At 72.8% G+C, this 19,648-nt stretch carries 20 protein-coding genes and 1 pseudogene; 9 read left to right on the plus strand and 12 right to left on the minus strand.

All coding sequences use genetic code 11. From position 1 onward, the window contains the following. The 4 genes from rsgA to RYN42_RS14210 all read right to left on the minus strand — a co-directional run. A partial coding sequence (rsgA, locus tag RYN42_RS14195; RefSeq protein ID WP_315097173.1) for a GTPase RsgA occupies positions 1–524 on the minus strand: 524 nt, incomplete at its 3' end. Then, positions 524–1,804 carry a 3-phosphoshikimate 1-carboxyvinyltransferase gene (gene aroA / locus RYN42_RS14200; RefSeq protein ID WP_315097175.1) on the minus strand — a complete coding sequence of 427 codons (1,281 nt, stop codon included), beginning with the start codon at positions 1,802–1,804 and terminating at the stop codon, positions 524–526. The genes rsgA and aroA, both read right to left, overlap by 1 nt. Positions 1,805–1,848: 44 nt before the next feature. After that, positions 1,849–2,361, minus strand: coding sequence for a DoxX family protein (locus RYN42_RS14205; RefSeq protein ID WP_315097177.1), 513 nt, complete (start codon positions 2,359–2,361; stop codon positions 1,849–1,851). A gap of 11 nt (positions 2,362–2,372) precedes the next feature. Next, a complete protein-coding gene (locus RYN42_RS14210) occupies positions 2,373–2,918 on the minus strand; it encodes a ferritin (protein ID WP_315097179.1) in 546 nt (181 codons plus the stop codon). 174 nt (positions 2,919–3,092) lie between these two features. Here RYN42_RS14210 and RYN42_RS14215 point away from each other — a divergent pair, with 174 nt between their 5' ends. Further along, positions 3,093–3,797, plus strand: coding sequence for a sigma-70 family RNA polymerase sigma factor (locus tag RYN42_RS14215; RefSeq protein ID WP_315097213.1), 705 nt, complete (start codon positions 3,093–3,095; stop codon positions 3,795–3,797). Continuing rightward, positions 3,794–4,066 (plus strand): mycothiol system anti-sigma-R factor, encoded by a 273-nt coding sequence (gene rsrA, locus RYN42_RS14220; protein WP_315097181.1) that lies wholly within the window; start codon positions 3,794–3,796, stop codon positions 4,064–4,066. Before RYN42_RS14215 ends, rsrA begins: the two co-directional genes overlap by 4 nt. Before the next feature lie 88 nt (positions 4,067–4,154). Here the strand turns inward: rsrA and RYN42_RS20245 are convergent, their stop codons facing one another. After that, on the minus strand, positions 4,155–4,229 hold the full coding sequence (locus RYN42_RS20245; protein ID WP_155859599.1) for a 50S ribosomal protein bL37: 75 nt from the start codon (positions 4,227–4,229) through the stop codon (positions 4,155–4,157). A 119-nt stretch (positions 4,230–4,348) separates the two neighbouring features. On the opposite strand from RYN42_RS20245, the gene RYN42_RS14225 reads away from it, so the two are divergent. From RYN42_RS14225 to RYN42_RS14235, 3 genes are all read left to right on the plus strand, one after another. Beyond that, positions 4,349–5,437, plus strand: coding sequence for a type IV pilus twitching motility protein PilT (locus tag RYN42_RS14225; RefSeq protein ID WP_315097183.1), 1,089 nt, complete (start codon positions 4,349–4,351; stop codon positions 5,435–5,437). Positions 5,438–5,557: 120 nt separating this feature from the next. Beyond that, a complete protein-coding gene (locus RYN42_RS14230) occupies positions 5,558–6,373 on the plus strand; it encodes a DUF4097 family beta strand repeat-containing protein (protein WP_315097186.1) in 816 nt (271 codons plus the stop codon). Then, entirely contained in the window at positions 6,373–6,984 is a 612-nt protein-coding gene (locus RYN42_RS14235; protein ID WP_315097189.1) for a PadR family transcriptional regulator, read from the plus strand. Before RYN42_RS14230 ends, RYN42_RS14235 begins: the two co-directional genes overlap by 1 nt. A 6-nt stretch (positions 6,985–6,990) precedes the next feature. Here RYN42_RS14235 and RYN42_RS14240 read toward each other — a convergent pair whose 3' ends face one another. Next, positions 6,991–7,590 carry a GDSL-type esterase/lipase family protein gene (locus RYN42_RS14240; protein ID WP_315097191.1) on the minus strand — a complete coding sequence of 200 codons (600 nt, stop codon included), beginning with the start codon at positions 7,588–7,590 and terminating at the stop codon, positions 6,991–6,993. A 112-nt stretch (positions 7,591–7,702) separates the two neighbouring features. After that, positions 7,703–7,876, minus strand: coding sequence for a hypothetical protein (locus tag RYN42_RS14245; protein ID WP_315097193.1), 174 nt, complete (start codon positions 7,874–7,876; stop codon positions 7,703–7,705). A 93-nt stretch (positions 7,877–7,969) separates the two neighbouring features. On the opposite strand from RYN42_RS14245, the gene RYN42_RS14250 reads away from it, so the two are divergent. Next, positions 7,970–8,923 (plus strand): helix-turn-helix domain-containing protein, encoded by a 954-nt coding sequence (locus RYN42_RS14250; RefSeq protein WP_315097195.1) that lies wholly within the window; start codon positions 7,970–7,972, stop codon positions 8,921–8,923. 47 nt (positions 8,924–8,970) lie between these two features. On the opposite strand, the gene RYN42_RS14255 is transcribed toward RYN42_RS14250, so the two are convergent. The 5 genes from RYN42_RS14255 to RYN42_RS14275 all read right to left on the minus strand — a co-directional run bounded on the left by RYN42_RS14255 (position 8,971) and on the right by RYN42_RS14275 (position 16,611). After that, complete coding sequence (locus RYN42_RS14255) at positions 8,971–12,729, minus strand: multifunctional oxoglutarate decarboxylase/oxoglutarate dehydrogenase thiamine pyrophosphate-binding subunit/dihydrolipoyllysine-residue succinyltransferase subunit (RefSeq protein ID WP_315097197.1); 3,759 nt, start codon at positions 12,727–12,729, stop codon at positions 8,971–8,973. Positions 12,730–12,985: 256 nt separating this feature from the next. Continuing rightward, the gene (locus tag RYN42_RS14260; RefSeq protein WP_315097199.1) at positions 12,986–13,792 is read right to left on the minus strand and encodes an ABC transporter permease; all 807 of its coding nucleotides are present in this window, start codon (positions 13,790–13,792) and stop codon (positions 12,986–12,988) included. After that, a complete protein-coding gene (locus RYN42_RS14265) occupies positions 13,792–14,718 on the minus strand; it encodes an ATP-binding cassette domain-containing protein (RefSeq protein WP_315097201.1) in 927 nt (308 codons plus the stop codon). Before RYN42_RS14265 ends, RYN42_RS14260 begins: the two co-directional genes overlap by 1 nt. 25 nt (positions 14,719–14,743) lie before the next feature. Next, entirely contained in the window at positions 14,744–15,823 is a 1,080-nt protein-coding gene (locus RYN42_RS14270; RefSeq protein WP_315097203.1) for an ATP-binding protein, read from the minus strand. Further along, positions 15,820–16,611: a response regulator transcription factor gene (locus tag RYN42_RS14275; protein WP_315097205.1), complete on the minus strand. Its 792-nt coding sequence runs from the start codon at positions 16,609–16,611 to the stop codon at positions 15,820–15,822. The genes RYN42_RS14270 and RYN42_RS14275 overlap by 4 nt, the downstream gene beginning before the upstream one ends. Positions 16,612–16,846: 235 nt before the next feature. Here RYN42_RS14275 and RYN42_RS14280 point away from each other — a divergent pair, with 235 nt between their 5' ends. The 3 genes and pseudogenes from RYN42_RS14280 to RYN42_RS14290 form a co-directional block, all read left to right on the plus strand. After that, on the plus strand, positions 16,847–18,166 hold the full coding sequence (locus RYN42_RS14280) for a hemolysin family protein (protein ID WP_315097207.1): 1,320 nt from the start codon (positions 16,847–16,849) through the stop codon (positions 18,164–18,166). After that, positions 18,163–19,206: a hemolysin family protein gene (locus tag RYN42_RS14285; protein WP_315097209.1), complete on the plus strand. Its 1,044-nt coding sequence runs from the start codon at positions 18,163–18,165 to the stop codon at positions 19,204–19,206. Before RYN42_RS14280 ends, RYN42_RS14285 begins: the two co-directional genes overlap by 4 nt. Before the next feature lie 236 nt (positions 19,207–19,442). Next, positions 19,443–19,648, plus strand: a pseudogene (locus RYN42_RS14290) (hypothetical protein); the annotation flags it as partial.

Below are 19,648 nucleotides of genomic sequence, written 5' to 3' on the forward strand. Positions count from 1 at the left end.
CCGACCAGCTCCGCGGGGTCCGCCAGGTCGGCCTTGGTGAGGGCGAGCAAGGCGTCCATGCGGGCGTCGTAGGCCGCGGCGACGCAGCGGTCGATCATGCGCGTGCGCGGCTCGGGGTCCGCCAGCGCGGTGACGATGACCAGCTGGTCGGCGTTGGCGACGATGATCCGCTCGATCGGGTCGGTGTCGTCGGCCGTGCGGCGCAGGACGGTCCGGCGCTCCCCGATCCGCACGATCCGGGACAGGGAACCCTCGTCGCCGGTCGTGTCGCCGACGATGTCCACCCGGTCGCCCGGCACCACCCGGTCGCGGCCCAGCTCCCGGGCCTTCATCGCGATCGCCACCCGCTCGTCGGGTCCGTCGGGGTCGACGAGGATCGCGTACCGGCCGCGGTCGACGGCGGTGACCAGGGCGACCTCGGCGTCGGCGTGCTCGGGCCGCTGCTTGGTGCGCGGGCGCGAGCCGCGACCGGGACGGATGCGGACGTCCCGCTCGTCGTAGCGCCGTGCCTGCGGGGGACCCATCAGGCCAGCACGGCCGATCCGAGCATGCCGCCCCAGAGCCCGACGAAGTCGGGGAGGGTCTTGGCAGTCGTGGCGACGTCCTCGACCTCCACGCCCGGCACCAGCAGCCCGATCAGCGCGCCCGCGGTGGCCATCCTGTGGTCCTCGTACGTGTGCCAGGTGGCGCCGGTCAGCGGACGGGGCGTGATGACCAGGCCGTCCGAGGTCTGCTCCGCCTGCCCGCCGAGGCGCGTGATCTCGGCGGCCAGCGCCGCCAGCCGGTCGGTCTCGTGCCCACGCAGGTGGGCGATGCCCCGCAGGCGCGTGGGGGAGTCGGCCAGGGTGGCGAGCCCTGCGAGGGTCGGTGCGATCTCGCCGGCCGCGTGCAGGTCCAGGTCGACGCCGTGGATCGCCCCGGTGCCGCTGACGGTCAGCACGTCCCCGTCCAGTCGCGTGGTGGCGCCCATGCGCTCGAGGATGCCGGGCAGCAGGCCCCCGGGCTGCGTCGTCCGGGTCGGCCAGCCCGGCACGCGCACGGTCCCGCCGGCCACGAGAGCGGCGCACAGGAACGGTGCCGCGTTGGACAGGTCCGGCTCGACACGCACGTCGCGGCCGGCGATCGGTCCGGGGGAGACCTGCCAGATGGCGGGTCGCGAGTCGTCCACCGCGACCCCGGCCTCGCGCAGCAGGGCGACGGTCATCTCGATGTGCGGGAGGCTCGGCAGCGTCCGGCCGGTGTGCCGCAGCGTCAGCCCGCGCTCGAACCGGGCGGCGGCCAGCAGCAGCCCGGAGACGAACTGGCTCGACGCGGACGCGTCCACGTCGACCTGTCCTCCGCGCACCGCGCCGCGGCCGTGCACCGTGAACGGGAGGTGTCCCGGCTCGCCGTGCTCCTCCACCCGCACGCCCAGGGTCCGCAGCGCGGTGAGCACCGGACCCATCGGCCGGGCGAGCGCCGAGTCGTCACCGTCGAACCGGACCGGGCCGTCCGCGAGCGCCGCGACGGCGGGCAGGAACCGCATCACGGTCCCCGCCAGGCCGCAGTGGATCGTGGTCGACCCCTCGACGGGGCCGGGCGCCACCACCCAGTCGCTGCCGTCCTCCTCGATCCGAGCGCCGAGGCCGGTGAGCGCGGCAGCCATCAGGCGCGTGTCCCGCGATCGCAGGGCACCACGCAGGCGGCCGGGGGAGGTGGCCAGCGCGGCGAGGACCAGGTACCGGTTGGTCAGCGACTTCGAGCCGGGCACCTCGACGAGCGCGTCCAGGGGGGCGTCGGCGAGGGGTGCGGTCCAGAGCTCCATGGCGCCCAGGCTATCGCCGGGTGCCGCGCCGGCCGGCGGACGTCTCAGTCGGACGCCTTGGCGGCCGCGTGCTCCGAGCGCGCCTTCTGCACGCGCCAGCTGATCCCGGGGCGGCCCTCGAGGTCGACGCCGGCAATCAGCGCGCCGCCGGTGAACGCCAGCGCGCGCACCAGCTTGTCGCGACGGGCGCGCCGCAGCAGCGGGTCCTCGCCCTTCACGCGCTTGGTGGGCAGGTTCAGCAGGACGAGCGGAGCGGTGAGCGCCGCGAGCGCGAGCGCGGCCGTGCGCGGTGCCTTGCCGACCGCGAGCAGCAGCCCCGCCACGGTGAGCGCGGCACCGTGCGCCTGGACGATCGTCGTCAGCTGGCGGTCGCTGAGCTCGCGGCCCAGCACGTCACCGGCGGGACCGTTCCGTGCGGGCTCGGGGAGCCGACGGCGCAGCGTCGTCAGTGCACCGCGTGCCTCGGCGGCGTGCGCGGCGGGGTGCCGGACGACGTCGAGACCCTCGGTGACGAACCACGAGGCGAACAGGGGACGCGCGATCCGGCGCAGCAGCACGGCAGCTCCTCCTACAGGGCGCCGCCGGCGGCGGAGGGTGCGTCGGCGGACTCGCCACCGTCACCGATCTGCTCGCGGGCGACGTAGTTCTCGAGGTCGAACAGGTTGTCGCCCGCACGCGTGGCGACGGTGAGCAGGGTGGTGGCCGAGGCGACCTCCTCGACCTGCTCCTTGAGGAACCACAGCAGGAACTGCTCGCCGAGGGCGTCGCCCTCGGAGCGGGCGGCCGCGAAGATCGCCTCGATCTGCGCGGTCACCTGCTTCTCCTGCCGCAGGGCCAGGCCGATGGGCTCGGTGACCTGGGTGAAGTCGTTGCGCACCGGGCTCCCGGCCGGGATGGCGACGGGGAGGTCCCGGTCCAGCAGGTACCGCACGATCATCAGGGCGTGGTTGCGCTCCTCGATGGCCTGCCGGTAGTAGTGCCGTGCCAGCTGGGGGAGGTCCTGCCCGTCGAACCACACCGCGATCGCGACGTACTGCTGGTGGGCGTCGAACTCGTGGCCGATCTGCTCCCGCAGCAGGCGCAGGAAGCGGGAGTCCTCGGCGGTCGTCGTCATGCGGCCAACCTAGTGCTCCCGGTGGGGGATCGCGACGGAGGGAATGGTCCGCCTCCCGGCGCCGTTGTGCTGCTCATGACCTGTTCGACCGACACGCGACCCGCGACGGTGCCCGTCACCGGGTGGGCGATCGGAATCCCCGTGGACACTCTTCCGACCCAGCGCCCTGCGCAGATGCAGGAGATCCGGGTGAACGTGGCGTTGCCCACCTCGGTCGGTGGCGCACAGCCTGCGGGGCTAGGCTCGACCGCGATGAGCGAGGACACGAACCGTGCGCCCGAGTCCGAGGGCGACGCGGAACGGACCGAGAGGTTCGAGGCCGAGGCGCTGGTCTACCTGGACCAGCTGTACGGCGCTGCCCTGCGGATGACGCGCAACCCGGCCGACGCCGAGGACCTGGTGCAGGAGACGTTCGCCAAGGCGTTCGCCGCGTTCCACCAGTACCGGCCGGGCACCAACCTCAAGGCGTGGCTGTACCGGATCCTCACCAACACGTACATCAACTCGTACCGCAAGAAGCAGCGCGAGCCGCAGCAGTCCCGCTCCGAGGAGATCGAGGACTGGCAGCTGGCCCGCGCCGAGTCGCACACGTCGAGAGGTCTGCGGTCCGCCGAGGCCGAGGCGCTCGACCACCTCCCGGACTCCGACGTCAAGGACGCGCTCCAGCGCCTGCCCGAGGAGTTCCGGATCGCGGTGTACCTCGCCGACGTCGAGGGCTTCGCGTACAAGGAGATCGCCGAGATCATGGGGACGCCGATCGGGACGGTGATGTCCCGGTTGCACCGCGGCCGTGGGCAGCTGCGTGAGCTGCTGTCGGACTACGCCCGAGGGCGTGGCCTGGTCGGGGTGGCACCCACCGCGCCGGAGGGCGAACGATGAACGAGAGTGACCTGTCCACGGGCAACTGCGGCAACAACTGCGCGGACGCGCTCGACCGGCTGTGGGAGTACCTCGACGCGGAGCTCGGCGCACCCGATGCTGCGACGGTCCGGGCGCACCTGGCCGAGTGCGAGGGCTGCCTGGAGGAGTACGACGTCGACGTGGTGGTGAAGACCATCGTGAAGCGCGGCTGCCAGGAGTCCGCCCCCGAGGGTCTGCGGCTGAAGATCCACGAGCAGCTGACCGTCATGCGCGTCACCCTGGACTGATCCTCCCGCCTCCTCGAACGACGAAGGCCCGGTGCAGCAGCTGCTGCACCGGGCCTTCGCGCGTCTGGGACGAACGGTCTCCGAACGCTCAGGCGTTGGGACGGTTGCCGTGGTTCGCGGCGCTGCCCTTGCGGGAGCGACGCTTGCGGCCTCGCTTGCTCATGGGATCTTCCTTCGTCGACGTTCCGGGGGTCGGCGCCCGTGCTGCACGCCGGACTCGCTCCATCGTCCCACATCTCGAGTCCCCTCAAGTGCGGGGGGCCTTCGTCCGATATCCAGTGCGTGAGCCAGCCGACCCAGTCCGTCATCCCGTTCCTGCACGCCCTCGCGAGCACGGGCGGCTCCGACCTGCACTGCAAGGTCGGCTCAGCCCCCCGCGTCCGCGTCGACGGGCGGCTGCGCAAGCTCCAGGTCCCGGAGCTCAAGCCGGCGGACACCGAGCGGATGCTCGAGGAGGTCCTGCCCGACGACCTGGTGGACACGTTCCGTGCACACCACGAGGCGGACTTCGCCTACTCGCTGTCCGGCGTCGGGCGGTTCCGCGTGAACGCCTACCAGGCGCGCGGCACGTACGGCATGGTCTTCCGTCGCGTCGCGGTCGGCGCGCAGTCGCTGGCCGAGCTGTCGCTGCCGGAGGTCGTGGGCGAGCTGGCCCTGGAGCCGCGCGGGCTCGTGCTGGTCACCGGCCCGACCGGCTGCGGCAAGACGACCACGCTGGCGTCGATGGTCGACCTCATCAACACGCTGCGCGAGGTCAACATCGTCACCATCGAGGACCCGATCGAGATCCTGCACCAGGACAAGAAGTCGATCGTCTCCCAGCGGGAGGTGCGCCAGGACACGGCCGACTTCACGGTCGCGCTGCGGGCGGCCATGCGGCAGGACCCCGACGTGATCCTGGTCGGCGAGATGCGCGACGTCGAGACCGTCCGCGCGGCCTTGTCGGCCGCCGAGACCGGTCACCTCGTCCTGTCGACGCTGCACACCATCGACGCCGCGGAGACGATCAACCGCATCATCGACTTCTTCCCGCCGCACGAGCAGAAGCAGGTGCGCATCGCGCTGTCCCAGGCGCTGCGGGGCATCGTGTCCCAGCGCCTGGTCCGCCTGGCCGACGGGACCGGGCGGCGTCCGGCGATCGAGGTCATGGTCAACACGGGCCGCACGCGCGAGGCGATCCTGGACCCGGAGGACGCCCCGCCCCTGCTCGACCTGATCAAGGAGGGCGACTTCTACAAGATGCAGACCTTCGACCAGCACCTCTTCCAGCTGGTCCGGGACGACGTCATCACGTACGACGAGGCGCTGTCCGCCTCGACGAGCCCGCACGACCTCACGGTCGAGCTGCGCGGCGCCGGCGTGGTGTCCTGACCGCAGCGTCGTCGAGCCCGTGACCGCCCAGCGGTCACGGGCTCTTCCGTGCTTGCGCCCGGACGGAAACGCGATATAGCGTGTCTCCAGAGACGAGATATATCGCGATAGGGGAGCATCATGGCAAGCGAGTCCTGGGTCGTCGCCGGCCCGCAGATCATCGAGGTCGAGTCGATCACCGCCCTCCGGGTGCAGCTGGTCGGCGGCCGCGTCGACGTCGTCGCGCACGACAGGCCCGGGGCCCGCATCGAGGTGCACGCCGTGGACGGCCGGCCGCTGGAGGTCAGCCTCTCGGACGGCGAGCTGCGCGTCGGCTACCAGTTCACGCTGGGCGGCTGGGAGGGGTTCCTGGAGCAGTTCCGCAACTTCCGCGGCAAGGACAGGGCCGACGTGCACATCGCGGTGCCCCGCGGCGTCCACGCCAAGCTGGGCACGGTGAGCGCCGACGGCCTGCTGGCCGGTGTGGCGGAGGACGCGTCGGTCTCGACCGTGTCCGGCACGCTCGTCACCGACGGCACCAGCGGGCGGCTGAGCGCCAACACCGTGTCGGGCGAGATCGTCGTCCGCGACCACCGCGGTGATCTCAAGCTCAACTCGGTCTCGGGCGACCTGGCGGCATCGGGCGAGCTGAGCCTGGTGCAGGCCAACTCGGTCTCGGGCTCGCTGACCCTCGACGTGACCACCGGGTCGTCCCGGGTGACGGCCTCGACCGTCTCCGGGGACGTCACCGTCCGTCTGCCGGCGGGCAAGGGCGTGCAGGTCAAGGGGCAGTCCGTGTCCGGGCGGCTCGTCGTGGACGGCGAGGAATACAAAGGCACGACGCCCGGGCACCGCAAGGTCGACCTGCGCACCGGCGACGGCGCCTGCTTCGTGTCGTCCAGCACGGTGTCCGGGCACCTCACGGTGCTGCGCGGCGCGGGGACCGGGGTCGCGTGATGATGGCGCCGGTCTTCGCGCACGGCCAGCTGCGCCTGTACCTGCTCTCGCTGCTCGAGAGCGGCCCCAAGCACGGCTACGAGCTGATCACCGCGCTCTCGGACCGCTTCGGCGGCACCTACCGCCCGAGCGCGGGCACCGTGTACCCGCGGCTGGCTCGGCTGGAGGAGGAGGGTCTGGTCCTGCGGGTGGACGAGGAGCGCAAGAGCACCTACGCGCTCACGGAGGCGGGCTTCGCGGAGCTGGACGCGCGTCGGGGGGACCTGGCCCACCTCGAGGAGGGCATCGCCGAGTCGGTGCGCGAACGTGCCGCGCAGGTGCGCGAGGACGTCAAGGGCTCCATGCGAGGGCTGCGCGCCGACCTGGCCGCCGCCGCCCAGCAGGCTCGCGCGGCCGCGGTGCCGCACGCTGCCGGCGTCGCGGACGACCCGCGGCTGGCCTCGCACGTACGGGCCACGGACGCCGAGGCGATGATCCGCCGGTTCCGCGACGAGCTCCGCGCCGACCTGCGGCGGGCCGACGCCAGCGGCGGCGTCGACCAGCTCACGCTCGACACCCTGCGGACCGTGCTGGATTCCGCCCTGACGGCCGTGCGCGGCACGCTGCGGTGACGGCGGTCAGGCGCCGTCGTCGGGCAGGCCGAGCCAGGCGTGCCATCCGGTGTGCAGGACCAGCCAGGCCATGAGGCCGTAGCCCGCCTGCCCGGGCAGGACGCCGTCTCCGGCCGCCAGGTCGCCCAGCCACTGGTCGTGGGCGGCCAGCGGGGTGTAGGTGTCGACGTAGGGCACGCGGCGCCGGGTGGCCACGTCCGCGAACGCTGCGGACAGGTCGGCCAGCTGGTCCGCCTCGGCGGTGCCGCCCGGCGGGGGGCCGACGACGAACGCGGGGATCCGGCGCTGGTCGGCGACGTCGAGGATGTTCGCCAGGTTGAGCCGGCTGCGCGCGAGCGAGAGCCCGGCGGCGACGTCGGCCCGGCCGAGCGCGACCACCAGGCGGTTGTCGGCCTGCGGGGACAGCCGGCGCGTGACCTCGTCGTCCCACCGGGCCCCGAGGGCGGTGCTGGTCTCGCCCGGGACGGCCAGCGTCAGCACGGTGAGCGGATCGGGGGTCGGCGTGCGGGCGGCCACCCGGCCGACCCAGCCCAGCCCCTTGGGGTCGCCTGCGCCGGCCACGAGCTCGTCGCCGACCACCGCCAGCCTCAGCGGCAGCTCTCCCACGCGCGTCACCTCTCGCCGTCCGGTCCCGACGGCTCGTCGGGTGACGGCCGTCGCCGCCCAGTGTCTCAGGGCACGACGACGAGCGCGGGTTCATCGACGGGCCAGTCGCGGGTCAACCGGCGGTGCGGTACGGGTGGCTCGGCAGGTCGGTGGTGGCGTCCGACCAGTCGGCGTGGGACGCGGGCGGCCGGGTGCTGCCCAGTCCGTCGTTGCGCAGCGTGAGGATCAGCCGGGCGACCAGCCAGGCCGCGGCGGCGAGTGCGAGGACGATCCAGAGAGTGGTCATGGCAGAAAGTCTGCGCTCGAGTACTTCATGCCACGAGTGGCAGAAGAGACGATGACCGTTGACATTCCGCCAGCGGGTGCCGATGCTGTGCGCATGCTCCGCTCCGTCGTCGCCCTCGCCCTGCCGAACGTCGCGCCCTTCGAGCTGGGGGTCGCGTGCGAGGTGTTCGGCATCGACCGGCGGGACACCGGCGGGCCCACGTTCGACTTCACGCTCTGCGGCATCGAGCCCGGCGTGGTGCCGACGAAGGGTGGTGCCTACTCCATCGTCGTGGAGCACGGGCTGGAGGCCACCCGCGGCGCCGACCTGGTGATCCTGCCCGCGTACGGCGAGCCCGAGGGGGTGCCGGAGGCGGTGCTCGACGCGCTGCGGGACGCGCACGCGCGCGGCGCCTGGGTGCTGAGCATCTGCAGCGGGGCCTTCGCACTCGGTCAGGCGGGACTGCTCGACGGACGCCGCTGCACCACCCACTGGATGCACAGCGAGCGGCTGGCGGGGTCGTTCCCGCAGGCGCGCGTCGACCCGGCGGTCCTCTACGTCGACGACGACCGGGTGATCACGAGCGCGGGGACCGCGGCGGGGATCGACGCGTGCCTGCACCTGGTCCGCCGCGAGCTGGGCGCCTCGGCCGCGTCGATGATCGCCCGCCGGATGGTGGTCCCCCCGCACCGGGACGGCGGTCAGGCCCAGTTCGTGGACACCCCGCTGCCCTGCGACGCCGACACCCTCGCCCCGCTGCTCGCCTGGATGGTGGAGCACCTCGACCAGGACCTGAGCGTCCCCGACCTGGCCGCCCGCGCGTTCGTGTCCGAGCGGACGTTCGCCCGCCGGTTCCGCGCGGAGACAGGCACGACGCCCGCCGCGTGGGTCACCCGGCAGCGGGTGGTGCGGGCGCAGGAGATGCTGGAGCGCTCCGACGCCGGCATCGAGGAGATCGCGCGGCTCTGCGGGTTCGGGACCGCGGCCGTCCTGCGGCACCACTTCGCCCGGACGCTCGGCACGAGCCCGCAGGCCTACCGCCGCACGTTCGCGCCGGTCGGGGTCTGAGGGACGACGAAGGCCGCACCCCGGGTGGGGTGCGGCCCTCGGTCGGGTCAGTGCTGGAAGGCGGTCTCGACGAGGTTCGCCTGCTGCGCCTGGTGCTTCTTGGCGGAGCCGGCGGCCGGCGACGCGGACTCCTTGCGGGAGATCACGCGCAGGGTGCGGCCCAGCAGCTGTGGCAGGTGCATGGACAGGAACGTCCACGGACCCTGGTTGCGCGGCTCGTCCTGCACCCAGACCAGTTCGGCACCGTCGAACGGGGCGACGGCCGCCCGCACCGCCTCGGCGTCGAGCGGGTACAGCTGCTCCAGCCGGACGATGGCCGTCTGCTCGTCGCCACTGGTCACCCGGTGCGCCAGCAGGTCCCAGTAGACCTTGCCGGAGCAGAGCAGCACGCGGGTGACCTGACCGGCCTTGGCGGCCGCCAGCTCGTCGCCGATAACCGTCCGGAAGGTGCCCGAGGTGAAGTCCTCCACCGGTGACGCAGCGGTCTTGAGGCGCAGCATCGACTTCGGCGTGAACACCACGAGCGGGCGACGCGGGCGGTCGTACGCCTGGCGGCGCAGCAGGTGGAAGTGCGACGCGGGCGTGGACGGCTGCGCGATCGTCATGTTGTCCTCGGCCGCGAGCTGCAGGAACCGCTCGATGCGGGCCGACGAGTGGTCCGGCCCCTGGCCCTCGTACCCGTGCGGAAGCAGCAGGACCACCGACGAGCGCTGCGCCCACTTCTGCTCGGCCGACGAGATGAACTCGTCGATGATCGTCTGGGCGCCGTTGACGAAGTCGCCGAACTGCGCCTCCCAGAGCACGAGGGCGTCGGGACGCTCGACCGAGTAGCCGTACTCGAACCCGAGGGCGGCGTACTCGGACAGCGAGGAGTCGTACACCCAGAACTTCGCCTGGTCGCCCGACAGGTAGAGCAGCGGGGTCCACTCGGCACCGGTCTCCCGGTCGTGCATGACCGCGTGCCGCTGGACGAACGTGCCGCGGCGCGAGTCCTGCCCGGCCAGGCGGACCGGCGTGCCCTCGACCAGCAGCGACCCGAACGCCAGCAGCTCGCCGAAGCCCCAGTCGATGCCGCCCTCGCGGGACATGGCCTCCCGCTTGGCCAGCAGCTGCGCCAGCTTGGGGTGGACCGTGAAGCCCTCCGGCGGCCGGACGTGGGCGTGCCCGATGCGCTCGAGGGTGCGTGCGTCGACGGCGGTCTTCCAGCCGACCATGACGCCGGCGTCCTCGAGCTGCGACTCCGGGCGCTCCAGGCCCTTGACGGCCTCGGCCTCCGGCGGGGCGGGGGTGTACCCGTCCTCGCGCGTCTCGGTGAAGACCCGCTCGAGCTGCTGCTGGTAGTCCTGCAGCGCCTGCTCGGCCTCCTCGATCGTGATGTCGCCGCGCGCCACCAGCGTCTCGGTGTAGAGCTTGCGGACCGAGCGCTTGGCCTCGATGAGGTTGTACATGAGCGGCTGCGTCATCGAGGGGTCGTCGCCCTCGTTGTGACCGCGGCGGCGGTAGCAGACCATGTCGATGATGACGTCGCGGTCGAACTGCTCGCGGTACTCGAACGCCAGCTCGGCCACCCGCACGCACGCCTCGGGGTCGTCCCCGTTGACGTGGAAGATCGGCACCTGGAGGCCCTTGGCCACGTCGGTCGCGTACTGCGACGACCGCGACGAGGACGGTCCCGTGGTGAAGCCGACCTGGTTGTTGATGATGACGTGGATGGTGCCGCCGGTGCGGTACCCGCGCAGCTGCGCCAGGTTGAGCGTCTCGAACACCACGCCCTGGCCCGCGAAGGCGGCGTCGCCGTGGATGAGGATCGGCAGGACGGAGAAGCCGTCACCGCCCAGGTCGATGCGGTCCTGCTTGGCGCGCACGATGCCCTCGAGCACAGGGTCGACAGCCTCGAGGTGCGAGGGGTTGGCGGCCAGGTACACCGCGGTCGTCTCGCCGGACTCGGCGGTGAACGTGCCCTCGGTGCCCAGGTGGTACTTGACGTCGCCCGAGCCCTGGACCGACTTCGGGTCCTGGTTGCCCTCGAACTCGCGGAAGATCTGCGCGTAGGACTTACCGGCGATGTTGGCCAGGATGTTCAGCCGGCCGCGGTGGGCCATGCCGATGCCGACCTCGTCGAGACCGTTGTTGGCGGCCTTGGACAGGATCGCGTCCAGCAGCGCGATGACGGACTCGCCGCCCTCCAGCGAGAAGCGCTTCTGGCCGACGTACTTGGTCTGCAGGAAGGTCTCGAACGCCTCGGCCGCGTTCAGGCGGCGCAGGATCCGCAGCTGGTCCTCGCGGGGCGTGCGGGCGTACCCGGACTCGAGCCGCTCCTGGAGCCACCGGCGCTGCCGGGGGTCCTGCAGGTGCATGTACTCGCTGCCCACGGTGCGGCAGTACGAGTCGCGCAGCAGGCCGAGCACCTCACGGAGCTTGGCGCGGGGCTTGCCGCCGAAGCCGCCGGTGGGGAACACCCGGTCGAGGTCCCAGAGCGTCAGGCCGTGCGTCTGCACGTCCAGGTCGGGGTGCTTGCGCTGGCGGTAGGCAAGGGGGTCCGTGTCCGCCATGAGGTGGCCGCGGGACCGGTAGGAGTGGATGAGCTCCGCGATGCGGGCCGGCTTGATGGCCTCGGCGTCGGGGTCGGCGGCCTCGCGCACCCAGCGGACGGGCTCGTACGGCACGCGCAGCGAGGCGAAGACGCGGTCGTAGAAGCCGTCCTCGCCCAGCAGCTTGCGGCCGATGATGCGCAGGAAGTCGCCCGACTGCGCGCCCTGGATGATGCGGTGGTCGTACGTGGAGGTCAGCGTGAGGACCTTGGAGATGCCCATCCGGTGCAGCGCGTCCTCGGACGTGCCGGCGAACTCGGCGGGGTAGTCCATGGCGCCGACGCCCACGATCGTGCCCTGGCCCTGCATGAGCCGCGGGACGGAGTGGACCGTGCCGATGGTGCCGGGGTTGGTCAGCGAGATCGTGGTGCCGGAGAAGTCGTCGACGACCAGCTTGTTGGCGCGTGCGCGCCGCACGACGTCCTCGTAGGCGGACCAGAAGCCGGCGAAGTCGAGCGTCTCGGACTTCTTGATCGACGGGACGAGCAGCTGGCGGGTGCCGTCCGGCTTGGCCAGGTCGATGGCGATGCCGACGTTGACGTGCGCGGGCGTCAGGACGCTCGGCTTGCCGTCGCCCAGCGTGTAGGAGGTGTTCATCGCGGGCATCTCCGCCAGCGCCTCCACCATGGCGAAGCCGATGAGGTGCGTGAACGAGATCTTGCCGCCGCGACCGCGCGCCAGGTGGTTGTTGATGACGATGCGGTTGTCGACCATGAGCTTGGCCGGAACGGCGCGCACCGACGTGGCCGTGGGGACCTCGAGCGAGGCCTCCATGTTGGTCACGACGCGCGCGGCGGGTCCGCGCAGCTTCTGCACGTCGTCCGCGGTCTCGGTCTCGGCCTCGTCGCTGCTCGACGTCCGCTGCGCCACTTGCGCGTACGGCGCGGTCGCGGGCTGGGCGGTGGCGATCGGGGACGTGACCGGCGCGGGCTCGACCGCCACCGGGGCGGGGGCAGGAGCCGGAGCGGGGGGCGCAGGCGGGGCCACCGGTGCCACCACGGCCGGTGCGGGCGCGGGGGCGGCCGCGGTCGGCGTCGTCGCCGGGGTGCCGTTCACCGGTGCGGAGCCGTTGGACTCCTCGGGCTTGTAGCCCTCGAAGAAGTCCCACCACGCCGGGTCGACCGAGTTCTTGTCCTTCTGGTACTGCTCGAACAGCTCGTCCACGAGCCACTCGTTGGCGCCGAAGACGGCACTCGTCGAGTCAGGATCCGCCATCTGGGTCACGCTGGGATCGCCCACTTCCGCTGCGGTCCGTGACCGCGTCGCTGCTGGTTCAGTTGCCCGTTCTCTTGATGACAACACTACGGCCTGCAGGACCTAGGGCCCGCCTCGGGAGGCCGCTTCGGGGCGTATCCGTAGGCGCCTTCACCTTGTCGGCGCACCCGGGTCAACGCGGGGCAACGAGGACGTTCGGCGGACCCAAAGCCGAGGTCGTCGGCACCCCTGCGAGGTCATGGTTCTGCAGCTGGCCTCAGGTGATGTCGCGGCGGAACGTGGTGACCCTGCCGATCGCCGCCAGGCCCAGGCCGTAGGCGAGCAGAACGAGGGCGCCCTGCCACCAGGTCAGCAGCGTGCCCATGCCCGACTCGGAGTAGATGCTGCCGCCCGAGACGGCCTCACCCGCGGCGCCGGGCAGGTAGGCGGCGATGCCAGGACCCCAGGTGGTCAGGGTCAGGACGAAGCGCAGCACGGGCTCGACGAACTGCGTGAACGCCAGGACGACGACGATCGCCGCGACCTGGTTGGTCAGCACCGACCCGAAGCCGACGCCGACCACGGCCCAGAGCGCCAGGGCGAGCACGGACAGGGCGATGGTCCGCCACGTCGAGGCCTCGTCCAGGAACGTCGGCAGGTCCAGCAGGGACAGCACGGCCGCACCCGCCCCGACGGCGGCCAGCGTGCCGACGAGCCCGTACACCAGGCCGAGCACGGCGGCCGAGACCACCTTGGCCGACACGAGGACGGTCCTGCGGCTCTCGGCCAGCAGCGTGGGCGTGATGGTCTGGTGGCGGAACTCCGAGGCGACCGCGAGCGCGCCGACCAGGAGCGGGAAGACGTAGCCGAACGTCACGGCGACGGTGTAGACCGCACGGACGACCGCGTCGGGCGCCAGCACGACCTCCTCGCCGGTGCCGCCGGTCATCCCGCTGCCTTGGGAGACGGCCCAGCCGAGGACGGCGGACAGGAACGCCATGTAGACGGCCATGGCGAGCAGGAGGATCCACCACAGCCGGGTGGTGACCAGCTTGCGGTACTCGGTGACCAGCGCGGCGCGCATCAGGCCACCGCCCCGGCGGTCGCGGCGTCGACCGAGCCGACGAGCTGCAGGAACAGCCCCTCCAGCCCGGGATCTCGGCTGGTCAGCTCGTGCAGCTCGACGCCGGCGGCGAACGCGGCGGCTCCGACGGCGGCGGCGTCGACGTCCCACAGGTCGGCCACCCGAGGGTCGCCGGCGTCGGTGCGCACCCAGGACGACCGCTCGACCAGCGCGGCGAGGCCGGCCGCGTCCGGGGAGACCACCCGGACCTGCGCACGCGCCATGCCGGCCAGCTCCGCCAGCGAGGAGGCGTGCGCCAGCCGGCCGCGGGCGATGATCACGACGTCGTCGACGGTCTGCTCGACCTCGGAGAGCACGTGGCTGGACACCAGCACGGTGCGTCCCTCGGCCGCCAGCGTCCGCAGGAAGCCCCGCAGCCAGCGGATGCCCTCCGGGTCCAGCCCGTTGGCCGGCTCGTCCAGCAGCAGGACACGCGGGTCGCCCAGCAGTGTGGTGGCCAGCGCCAGGCGCTGCCGCATGCCGAGGGAGAAGCCGCCGACGCGTCGGTCGGCTGCGGCCGACAGCCCGACCAGCTCGAGCACCTGTCCGGCGCGGGCGTCGGGGACGCCGACCTGGGGCGTGTAGAGGCGCAGGTGGTCCAGCGCCGTTCGCCCCGGGTGGAAGCTTGCAGCCTCCAGCGCCGCGCCCACCGTCCGCAGCGGCCGCGGGATCTGGGCGTAGGTCCGGCCGCCGATCGTCGCGGCCCCCGCCGTCGGCCGCACGAGCCCCAGCAGCATCCGCAGCGTGGTCGTCTTCCCCGCGCCGTTCGGGCCGAGGAAGCCGGTCACGCGACCGGGGGAGACCTGGAACGACAGATCGTCGACGGCGCGGACCGGTCCGAAGGACTTGGAGAGGTGGTCGACCAGGATGGTGCCGTCGGTGGTCATGGGACGACCCTAGCGACGGGCGTGGCTACTCGGCCGCGATCCGGCTGGTCGCCGGCAGCGTCACTCGCATGGTGCAGCCCACGTCCGTGTCCGCGACCTCGATCCGCCCGCCGTGCAGCTCGACCGCCCACCGCACGATCGCCAGCCCGAGGCCGGTGCCGCCCGTCGACACCTGACCTGTGAGCGCGGGGGTGTTGCCGCGGACGAACCGCTCGAACACGTGGGGCCGCTGGTCGCGGGCGATCCCCGGGCCGTGGTCGACCACGTCGATCCGCACGTCGGAGCCCACCCGGGACGCCTCCAGCCGGACCTCGTCGTCGTCGGGGGAGTGCCGGACGGCGTTGTGCACCAGGTTGGCCACCACCTGGTGCAGCCGGTCGGGGTCCGCGGGGACGGTGAGGTCCGGCGGCTGCACCACGACGGGGAACCGCAGCCGCTTGGTGGACCCGACCAGCAGCGCGCCCTCCGCAGCCTCCTCGAGGAAGTCCTGCAACCGCACGTCGGCGATCTGCAGCGGCACGTCCCCGGCCTCGAGCCGGGACAGGTCGAGCAGGTAGGTGACCAGCCGCCCGAGGCGCTCCGTCTGCGCCAGCGCCGCCTGCATGGTCGCCGGGTCCGCCTCGGTCACGCCGTCGACGATGTTCTCCAGCTGCGCCTGCAGCGCGGTCACCGGGGTGCGCAGCTCGTGGGAGACGTTGGCGACGAGCTCCCGGCGGAACGTGTCCGCCTGCTCGAGGTCGTCGGCCATCGTGTTGAACGCGTCCGCCAGCTGACCGACCTCGTCCAGGCTGGTCGCCCGCACCCGGCGGCTGTAGTCGCCACCGGCCATCCGGCGCGCCGCCTGCGTCATCTCCCGCAGGGGCGACGTCATCCCGCGGGCCAGCAGCTGCGTGACGACGAGCGAGGCGATGATCGCGATGGGCAGCGTGCGGGACGGGCCGAGCTGGTTGTAGAGGCCCACCCAGGTGATGAACGCGGCGAGGGTCACCGTCGCGGCCACCAGGACGCCCAGCTTGATCTTGATCGACCGGAAGCGGTCGAGCGGTCGCAGGTCGGGGATCCGGGACCGGGCGAACTCGCCCCGGACGTGGCGGGGTGCGTTCACGCGCCCTCGGGGACCGTCGCCCCGCCGGGATCGGCGGCGCCGTCGCTCGGCTCGAACGCGTAGCCGACGCCGTGCACCGTGCGGATGAGATCGGCGCCGAGCTTGCGACGCAACGCCTTGATGTGCGAGTCGACCGTGCGCGTCCCGCTCGCGTCCACCCAGTCCCACACCTCCGCGAGCAGCCGCTCACGGGTCAGGACCGTGCGCGGGGTGGCCGCGAGGGCCAGCAGCAGGTCGAACTCGGTCGGCGTGAGGTGCACCTCGGTCGCGCCGCGCAGCACGCGCCGCTGCGCCCGGTCGACCGTCACGTCGCCCAGGACGAGCGGCGGGTCGGGCAGCTCGGCGGTGGCCAGCTCGGCGGCACGCGTCGCGCGCTCGGTGCGGCGCAGCAGCGCCTTGGTCCGCGCCACCAGCTCCCGCATGGAGAACGGCTTGGTCATGTAGTCGTCGGCGCCGACGCCCAGGCCGATGAGCATGTCGGTCTCGTCGTCGCGCGCGGTGAGCATGAGCACCGGGACGGGCCGCTCCGCCTGGATCCGCCGGCACACCTCGAGCCCGTCGATCCCGGGGAGCATCACGTCGAGCACCACGACGTCCGGCCGGAGCCGGGACGCGGCGCTGACCCCCGCGAGACCGTCGCCCACCGCCTCGACCGACCAGCCCTCCGCCGACAGCCGGTGCACGATCGCCTGGGCGATCGCCGGCTCGTCCTCCACCACCAGGACCGTCGTGCCACCGGGCCCGCCAGGCCCCCCGGCCCCCGTCGCCGCACCGCTCGCGTTCGCCATGCGGTCAGCGTGGCACAGCCGGGCAGATATGTGACCGCGCCGGGTGGTGTCGCCCCGTCGCCCGTATGATCGAGCCCACCATGAGCAGCTCAAGTCGCTGCCGGCGTCCTGCCCGGGCCGACGAGCCCGCGGGACACCATGCCGGCCACCACTTCCGCACGACCCTCTCCCCAGCTCCCGCCCCCCTGAGCGCCGACCCCCGGGTCGGCGCTCGTCGTGGGCCCGGTGGTCCCGCATGCTGATCGAGTGGCTGCTGGTGGCGCTCGGCATCCTGCTCACGCTCGGGACCGCGGTGTTCGTCGCCAGCGAGTTCTCCCTGGTCACGCTCGACCCCGGGCTCGTCGAGAGCCAGGCCGCGGCCGACGACCGCCGCAGCCAGTCCGTCCTCAAGGCGCTGCGGCGCCTGTCCACCGAGCTGTCCGGCGCCCAGCTCGGCATCACGCTGACCACCGTCCTGCTCGGCTACACCACGCAGCCGGCCGTCGTTCGACTGCTGCGGCTGCCCCTCGAGGACTCCCCGCTCGGCCAGGTGGTCGGCGGCCTGCTGGCGGGCGTCCTGGCGCTCGTCCTGGTCAACGGGTTCTCGATGGTGGTCGGCGAGCTCATCCCCAAGAACCTGGCGATCAGCCGGCCGATGGCGACGGCCCGCACGGTCGCGCCGCTGCAGCGGGGCTTCACCAGCGCTCTGCGGCCGCTCATCGTCGCGTTCAACGGCAGCGCCAACGCCCTGCTGCGCAGCGTCGGGATCGAGCCGCGCGAGGAGCTCTCCGGCGGGCGGTCGCCGCAGGAGCTGGCCGCACTGGTGCGGCGCTCGGCGGAGGTGGGCACGCTCGACGAGTCGACGGCCACCCTGCTGACCAACTCGATCGAGTTCACGGAGCTCACGGCGGTCGACGTGATGACCGACCGGCTGCGGCTCGTGGTGGTGCGGCGCGAGGACCCCGCGTCCGACGTCATCGAGCTCGCCCGGCGCACCGGCCACTCCCGGTTCCCGGTGATCGGAGACTCCAGCGACGACATCGTCGGTCTCGTGCACCTGCGCCGCGCGATCGCGGTGCCGTACGAGCGCCGGTCCGAGGTGCCCGCGGCCGCGCTCATGGTCGAGGCGCCGCGCGTGCCGGAGACCGTGCACCTGGGGCCGCTGCTGGTCGAGCTGCGCGAGCAGGGGCTGCAGATGGCGGTCGTCGTGGACGAGTACGGCGGCACCTCCGGCGTCGTCACTCTGGAGGACGTGGTCGAGGAGCTGGTCGGGGACGTCGCCGACGAGCACGACCGCCGACGCACCTCGACCGCCCGGTCCGCGGACGGCTCCTGGCTCCTGCCCGGGGTGCTGCGCCCCGACGAGCTGGTGGAGGTCACCGGGCTGCACGTCCCCGCGGACGGCCCGTACGAGACGCTCGGTGGCCTGCTCATGTTCGTGCTGGGACGCATCCCGGCCGACGGCGACGAGATCGTGGTCGGCGGCGTCAAGCTCGCCGTGGAGGCCATGGCGGGGCGCCGGGTCGAGCGGGTGCGCGTGTGCACGGTCGAGGCGGACGAGGAGGACGAGTCATGAGCTCGAGCCTCGCGCTCCTGGTCGCCGTACTCCTGCTGGCCGCGAACGCGTTCTTCGTCGGCGCGGAGTTCGCCATCATCTCCGCGCGCCGCAGCTCCATCGAGCCGCTCGCCCGAGAGGGAGACCGGCGTGCCGTCACCGTGCTGTGGGCCATGGAGCACGTCTCGCTCATGCTGGCCTGCGCGCAGCTGGGCATCACCGTCTGCTCGACCAGCCTCGGGGTGGTCGCCGAGCCCGCCATCGCGCACCTGATCGAGGCGCCGCTGCATGGGCTGGGCATCAGCGAGAGCCTCACGCACCCGATCGCGTTCGTCGTCGCGCTCGCGGTGGTGGTCTACCTGCACGTGGTGCTCGGCGAGATGGTGCCCAAGAACCTGGCCGTCGCGGGTCCCGACCGGGCCGTGCTCATGTTCGGCCCGCCCCTGGTCTGGATCGCCCGCGTGGTGCGCCCCCTGATCACGGGCCTGAACTGGCTGGCCAACCACGCCCTGCGGCTGTTCGGCGTCGAGCCCAAGGACGAGGTCGCCTCGGCGTTCACGGCCCAGGAGGTCCAGTCGATCGTCGAGCGATCCCAGGCCGAGGGGCTGCTCGAGGACGAGCAGGGGCTGTTGGCCGGTGCCCTGGAGTTCTCGGACCGGACCGCCCAGGACGTGATGATCCGCACCGGCGAGCTGGTCACGCTGAGCGAGGGCAGCACGCCCGAGGAGGTCGAGCGGCTCGTCGCCCGGACGGGGTTCAGCCGGTTCCCGGTGGTCGACGACGCCGGCGTACCCCTCGGCTACCTGCACCTCAAGGACGTCCTGTACGCGGACGAGGGCGCACGGAGCCTCCCGGTGCCGGCGTGGCGCGTGCGGGCGCTCGCCGTGGTCGCGCCGCAGGACGAGGTCGAGGACGCGCTCGCCGCCATGCAGCGGTCGGGGTCGCACCTGGCCCGCGTGGACGAGGACGGGGGCGCCGTGGGGGTCGTGTTCCTCGAGGACATCCTCGAGGAGCTGGTCGGCGAGGTGCGCGACGCGATGCAGCGGGGCCAGCTGTCCTGACCTGTTGTGCGGATCACGTGCGCGTGCTCGGCGTGTCGCCCCGCGTGTCGCCCGTATTGTCCGTTGCGTGGACTGGACGCCTGTCCAGGGGGTTGGAAGCGCGATCACGAGCCGTTATGGTTTCGTGACCGCAACACGGCGAGCACGGGACTGGCGCGCGCTCGACGTGGACGTCGCGGCAGATCAGAGACGCGTGGACGACTGGAGGTGTCGTGGGGTCGCACAACGAGGAGCCCGTGACGGCTCTCCCGACCCGCCGCAGTCTGCGTGAGGCCCAGCGGCGGGCGGAGTCCGCACCGACCCCGGTGACCGCACCCGCGACGCCCCCGCACCACGTCCCCTCCTGGGCGCACCACGGCCCCGTGACGGCCCCGGCCACCGAGGCGTTCCCCGCCGCGGCCGGTCGCGTCGCCCAGGACCGCCCGGCGACGGCACCCCGCGC

The organism is uncultured Cellulomonas sp., assembly GCF_963527515.1.
Taxonomy (GTDB): domain Bacteria; phylum Actinomycetota; class Actinomycetes; order Actinomycetales; family Cellulomonadaceae; genus Cellulomonas.

What these genes read in the sequence shown, in the direction of transcription:
- RYN42_RS14275 (WP_315097205.1), bottom strand. Translation starts at nt 16,611, where the DNA reads ATGGCGAACGCGAGCGGTGCGGCGACGGGGGCCGGGGGGCCTGGCGGG.
- RYN42_RS14260 (WP_315097199.1), bottom strand. Translation starts at nt 13,792, where the DNA reads ATGCGCGCCGCGCTGGTCACCGAGTACCGCAAGCTGGTCACCACCCGG.
- RYN42_RS14215 (WP_315097213.1), top strand. Translation starts at nt 3,093, where the DNA reads ATGCAGGAGATCCGGGTGAACGTGGCGTTGCCCACCTCGGTCGGTGGC.
- RYN42_RS14230 (WP_315097186.1), top strand. Translation starts at nt 5,558, where the DNA reads ATGGCAAGCGAGTCCTGGGTCGTCGCCGGCCCGCAGATCATCGAGGTC.
- RYN42_RS14250 (WP_315097195.1), top strand. Translation starts at nt 7,970, where the DNA reads ATGCTCCGCTCCGTCGTCGCCCTCGCCCTGCCGAACGTCGCGCCCTTC.
- rsrA (WP_315097181.1), top strand. Translation starts at nt 3,794, where the DNA reads ATGAACGAGAGTGACCTGTCCACGGGCAACTGCGGCAACAACTGCGCG.
- RYN42_RS14210 (WP_315097179.1), bottom strand. Translation starts at nt 2,918, where the DNA reads ATGACGACGACCGCCGAGGACTCCCGCTTCCTGCGCCTGCTGCGGGAG.
- RYN42_RS14255 (WP_315097197.1), bottom strand. Translation starts at nt 12,729, where the DNA reads ATGGCGGATCCTGACTCGACGAGTGCCGTCTTCGGCGCCAACGAGTGG.
- RYN42_RS14265 (WP_315097201.1), bottom strand. Translation starts at nt 14,718, where the DNA reads ATGACCACCGACGGCACCATCCTGGTCGACCACCTCTCCAAGTCCTTC.
- RYN42_RS14245 (WP_315097193.1), bottom strand. Translation starts at nt 7,876, where the DNA reads ATGACCACTCTCTGGATCGTCCTCGCACTCGCCGCCGCGGCCTGGCTG.
- RYN42_RS14285 (WP_315097209.1), top strand. Translation starts at nt 18,163, where the DNA reads ATGAGCTCGAGCCTCGCGCTCCTGGTCGCCGTACTCCTGCTGGCCGCG.
- RYN42_RS14280 (WP_315097207.1), top strand. Translation starts at nt 16,847, where the DNA reads ATGCTGATCGAGTGGCTGCTGGTGGCGCTCGGCATCCTGCTCACGCTC.
- aroA (WP_315097175.1), bottom strand. Translation starts at nt 1,804, where the DNA reads ATGGAGCTCTGGACCGCACCCCTCGCCGACGCCCCCCTGGACGCGCTC.
- RYN42_RS14235 (WP_315097189.1), top strand. Translation starts at nt 6,373, where the DNA reads ATGATGGCGCCGGTCTTCGCGCACGGCCAGCTGCGCCTGTACCTGCTC.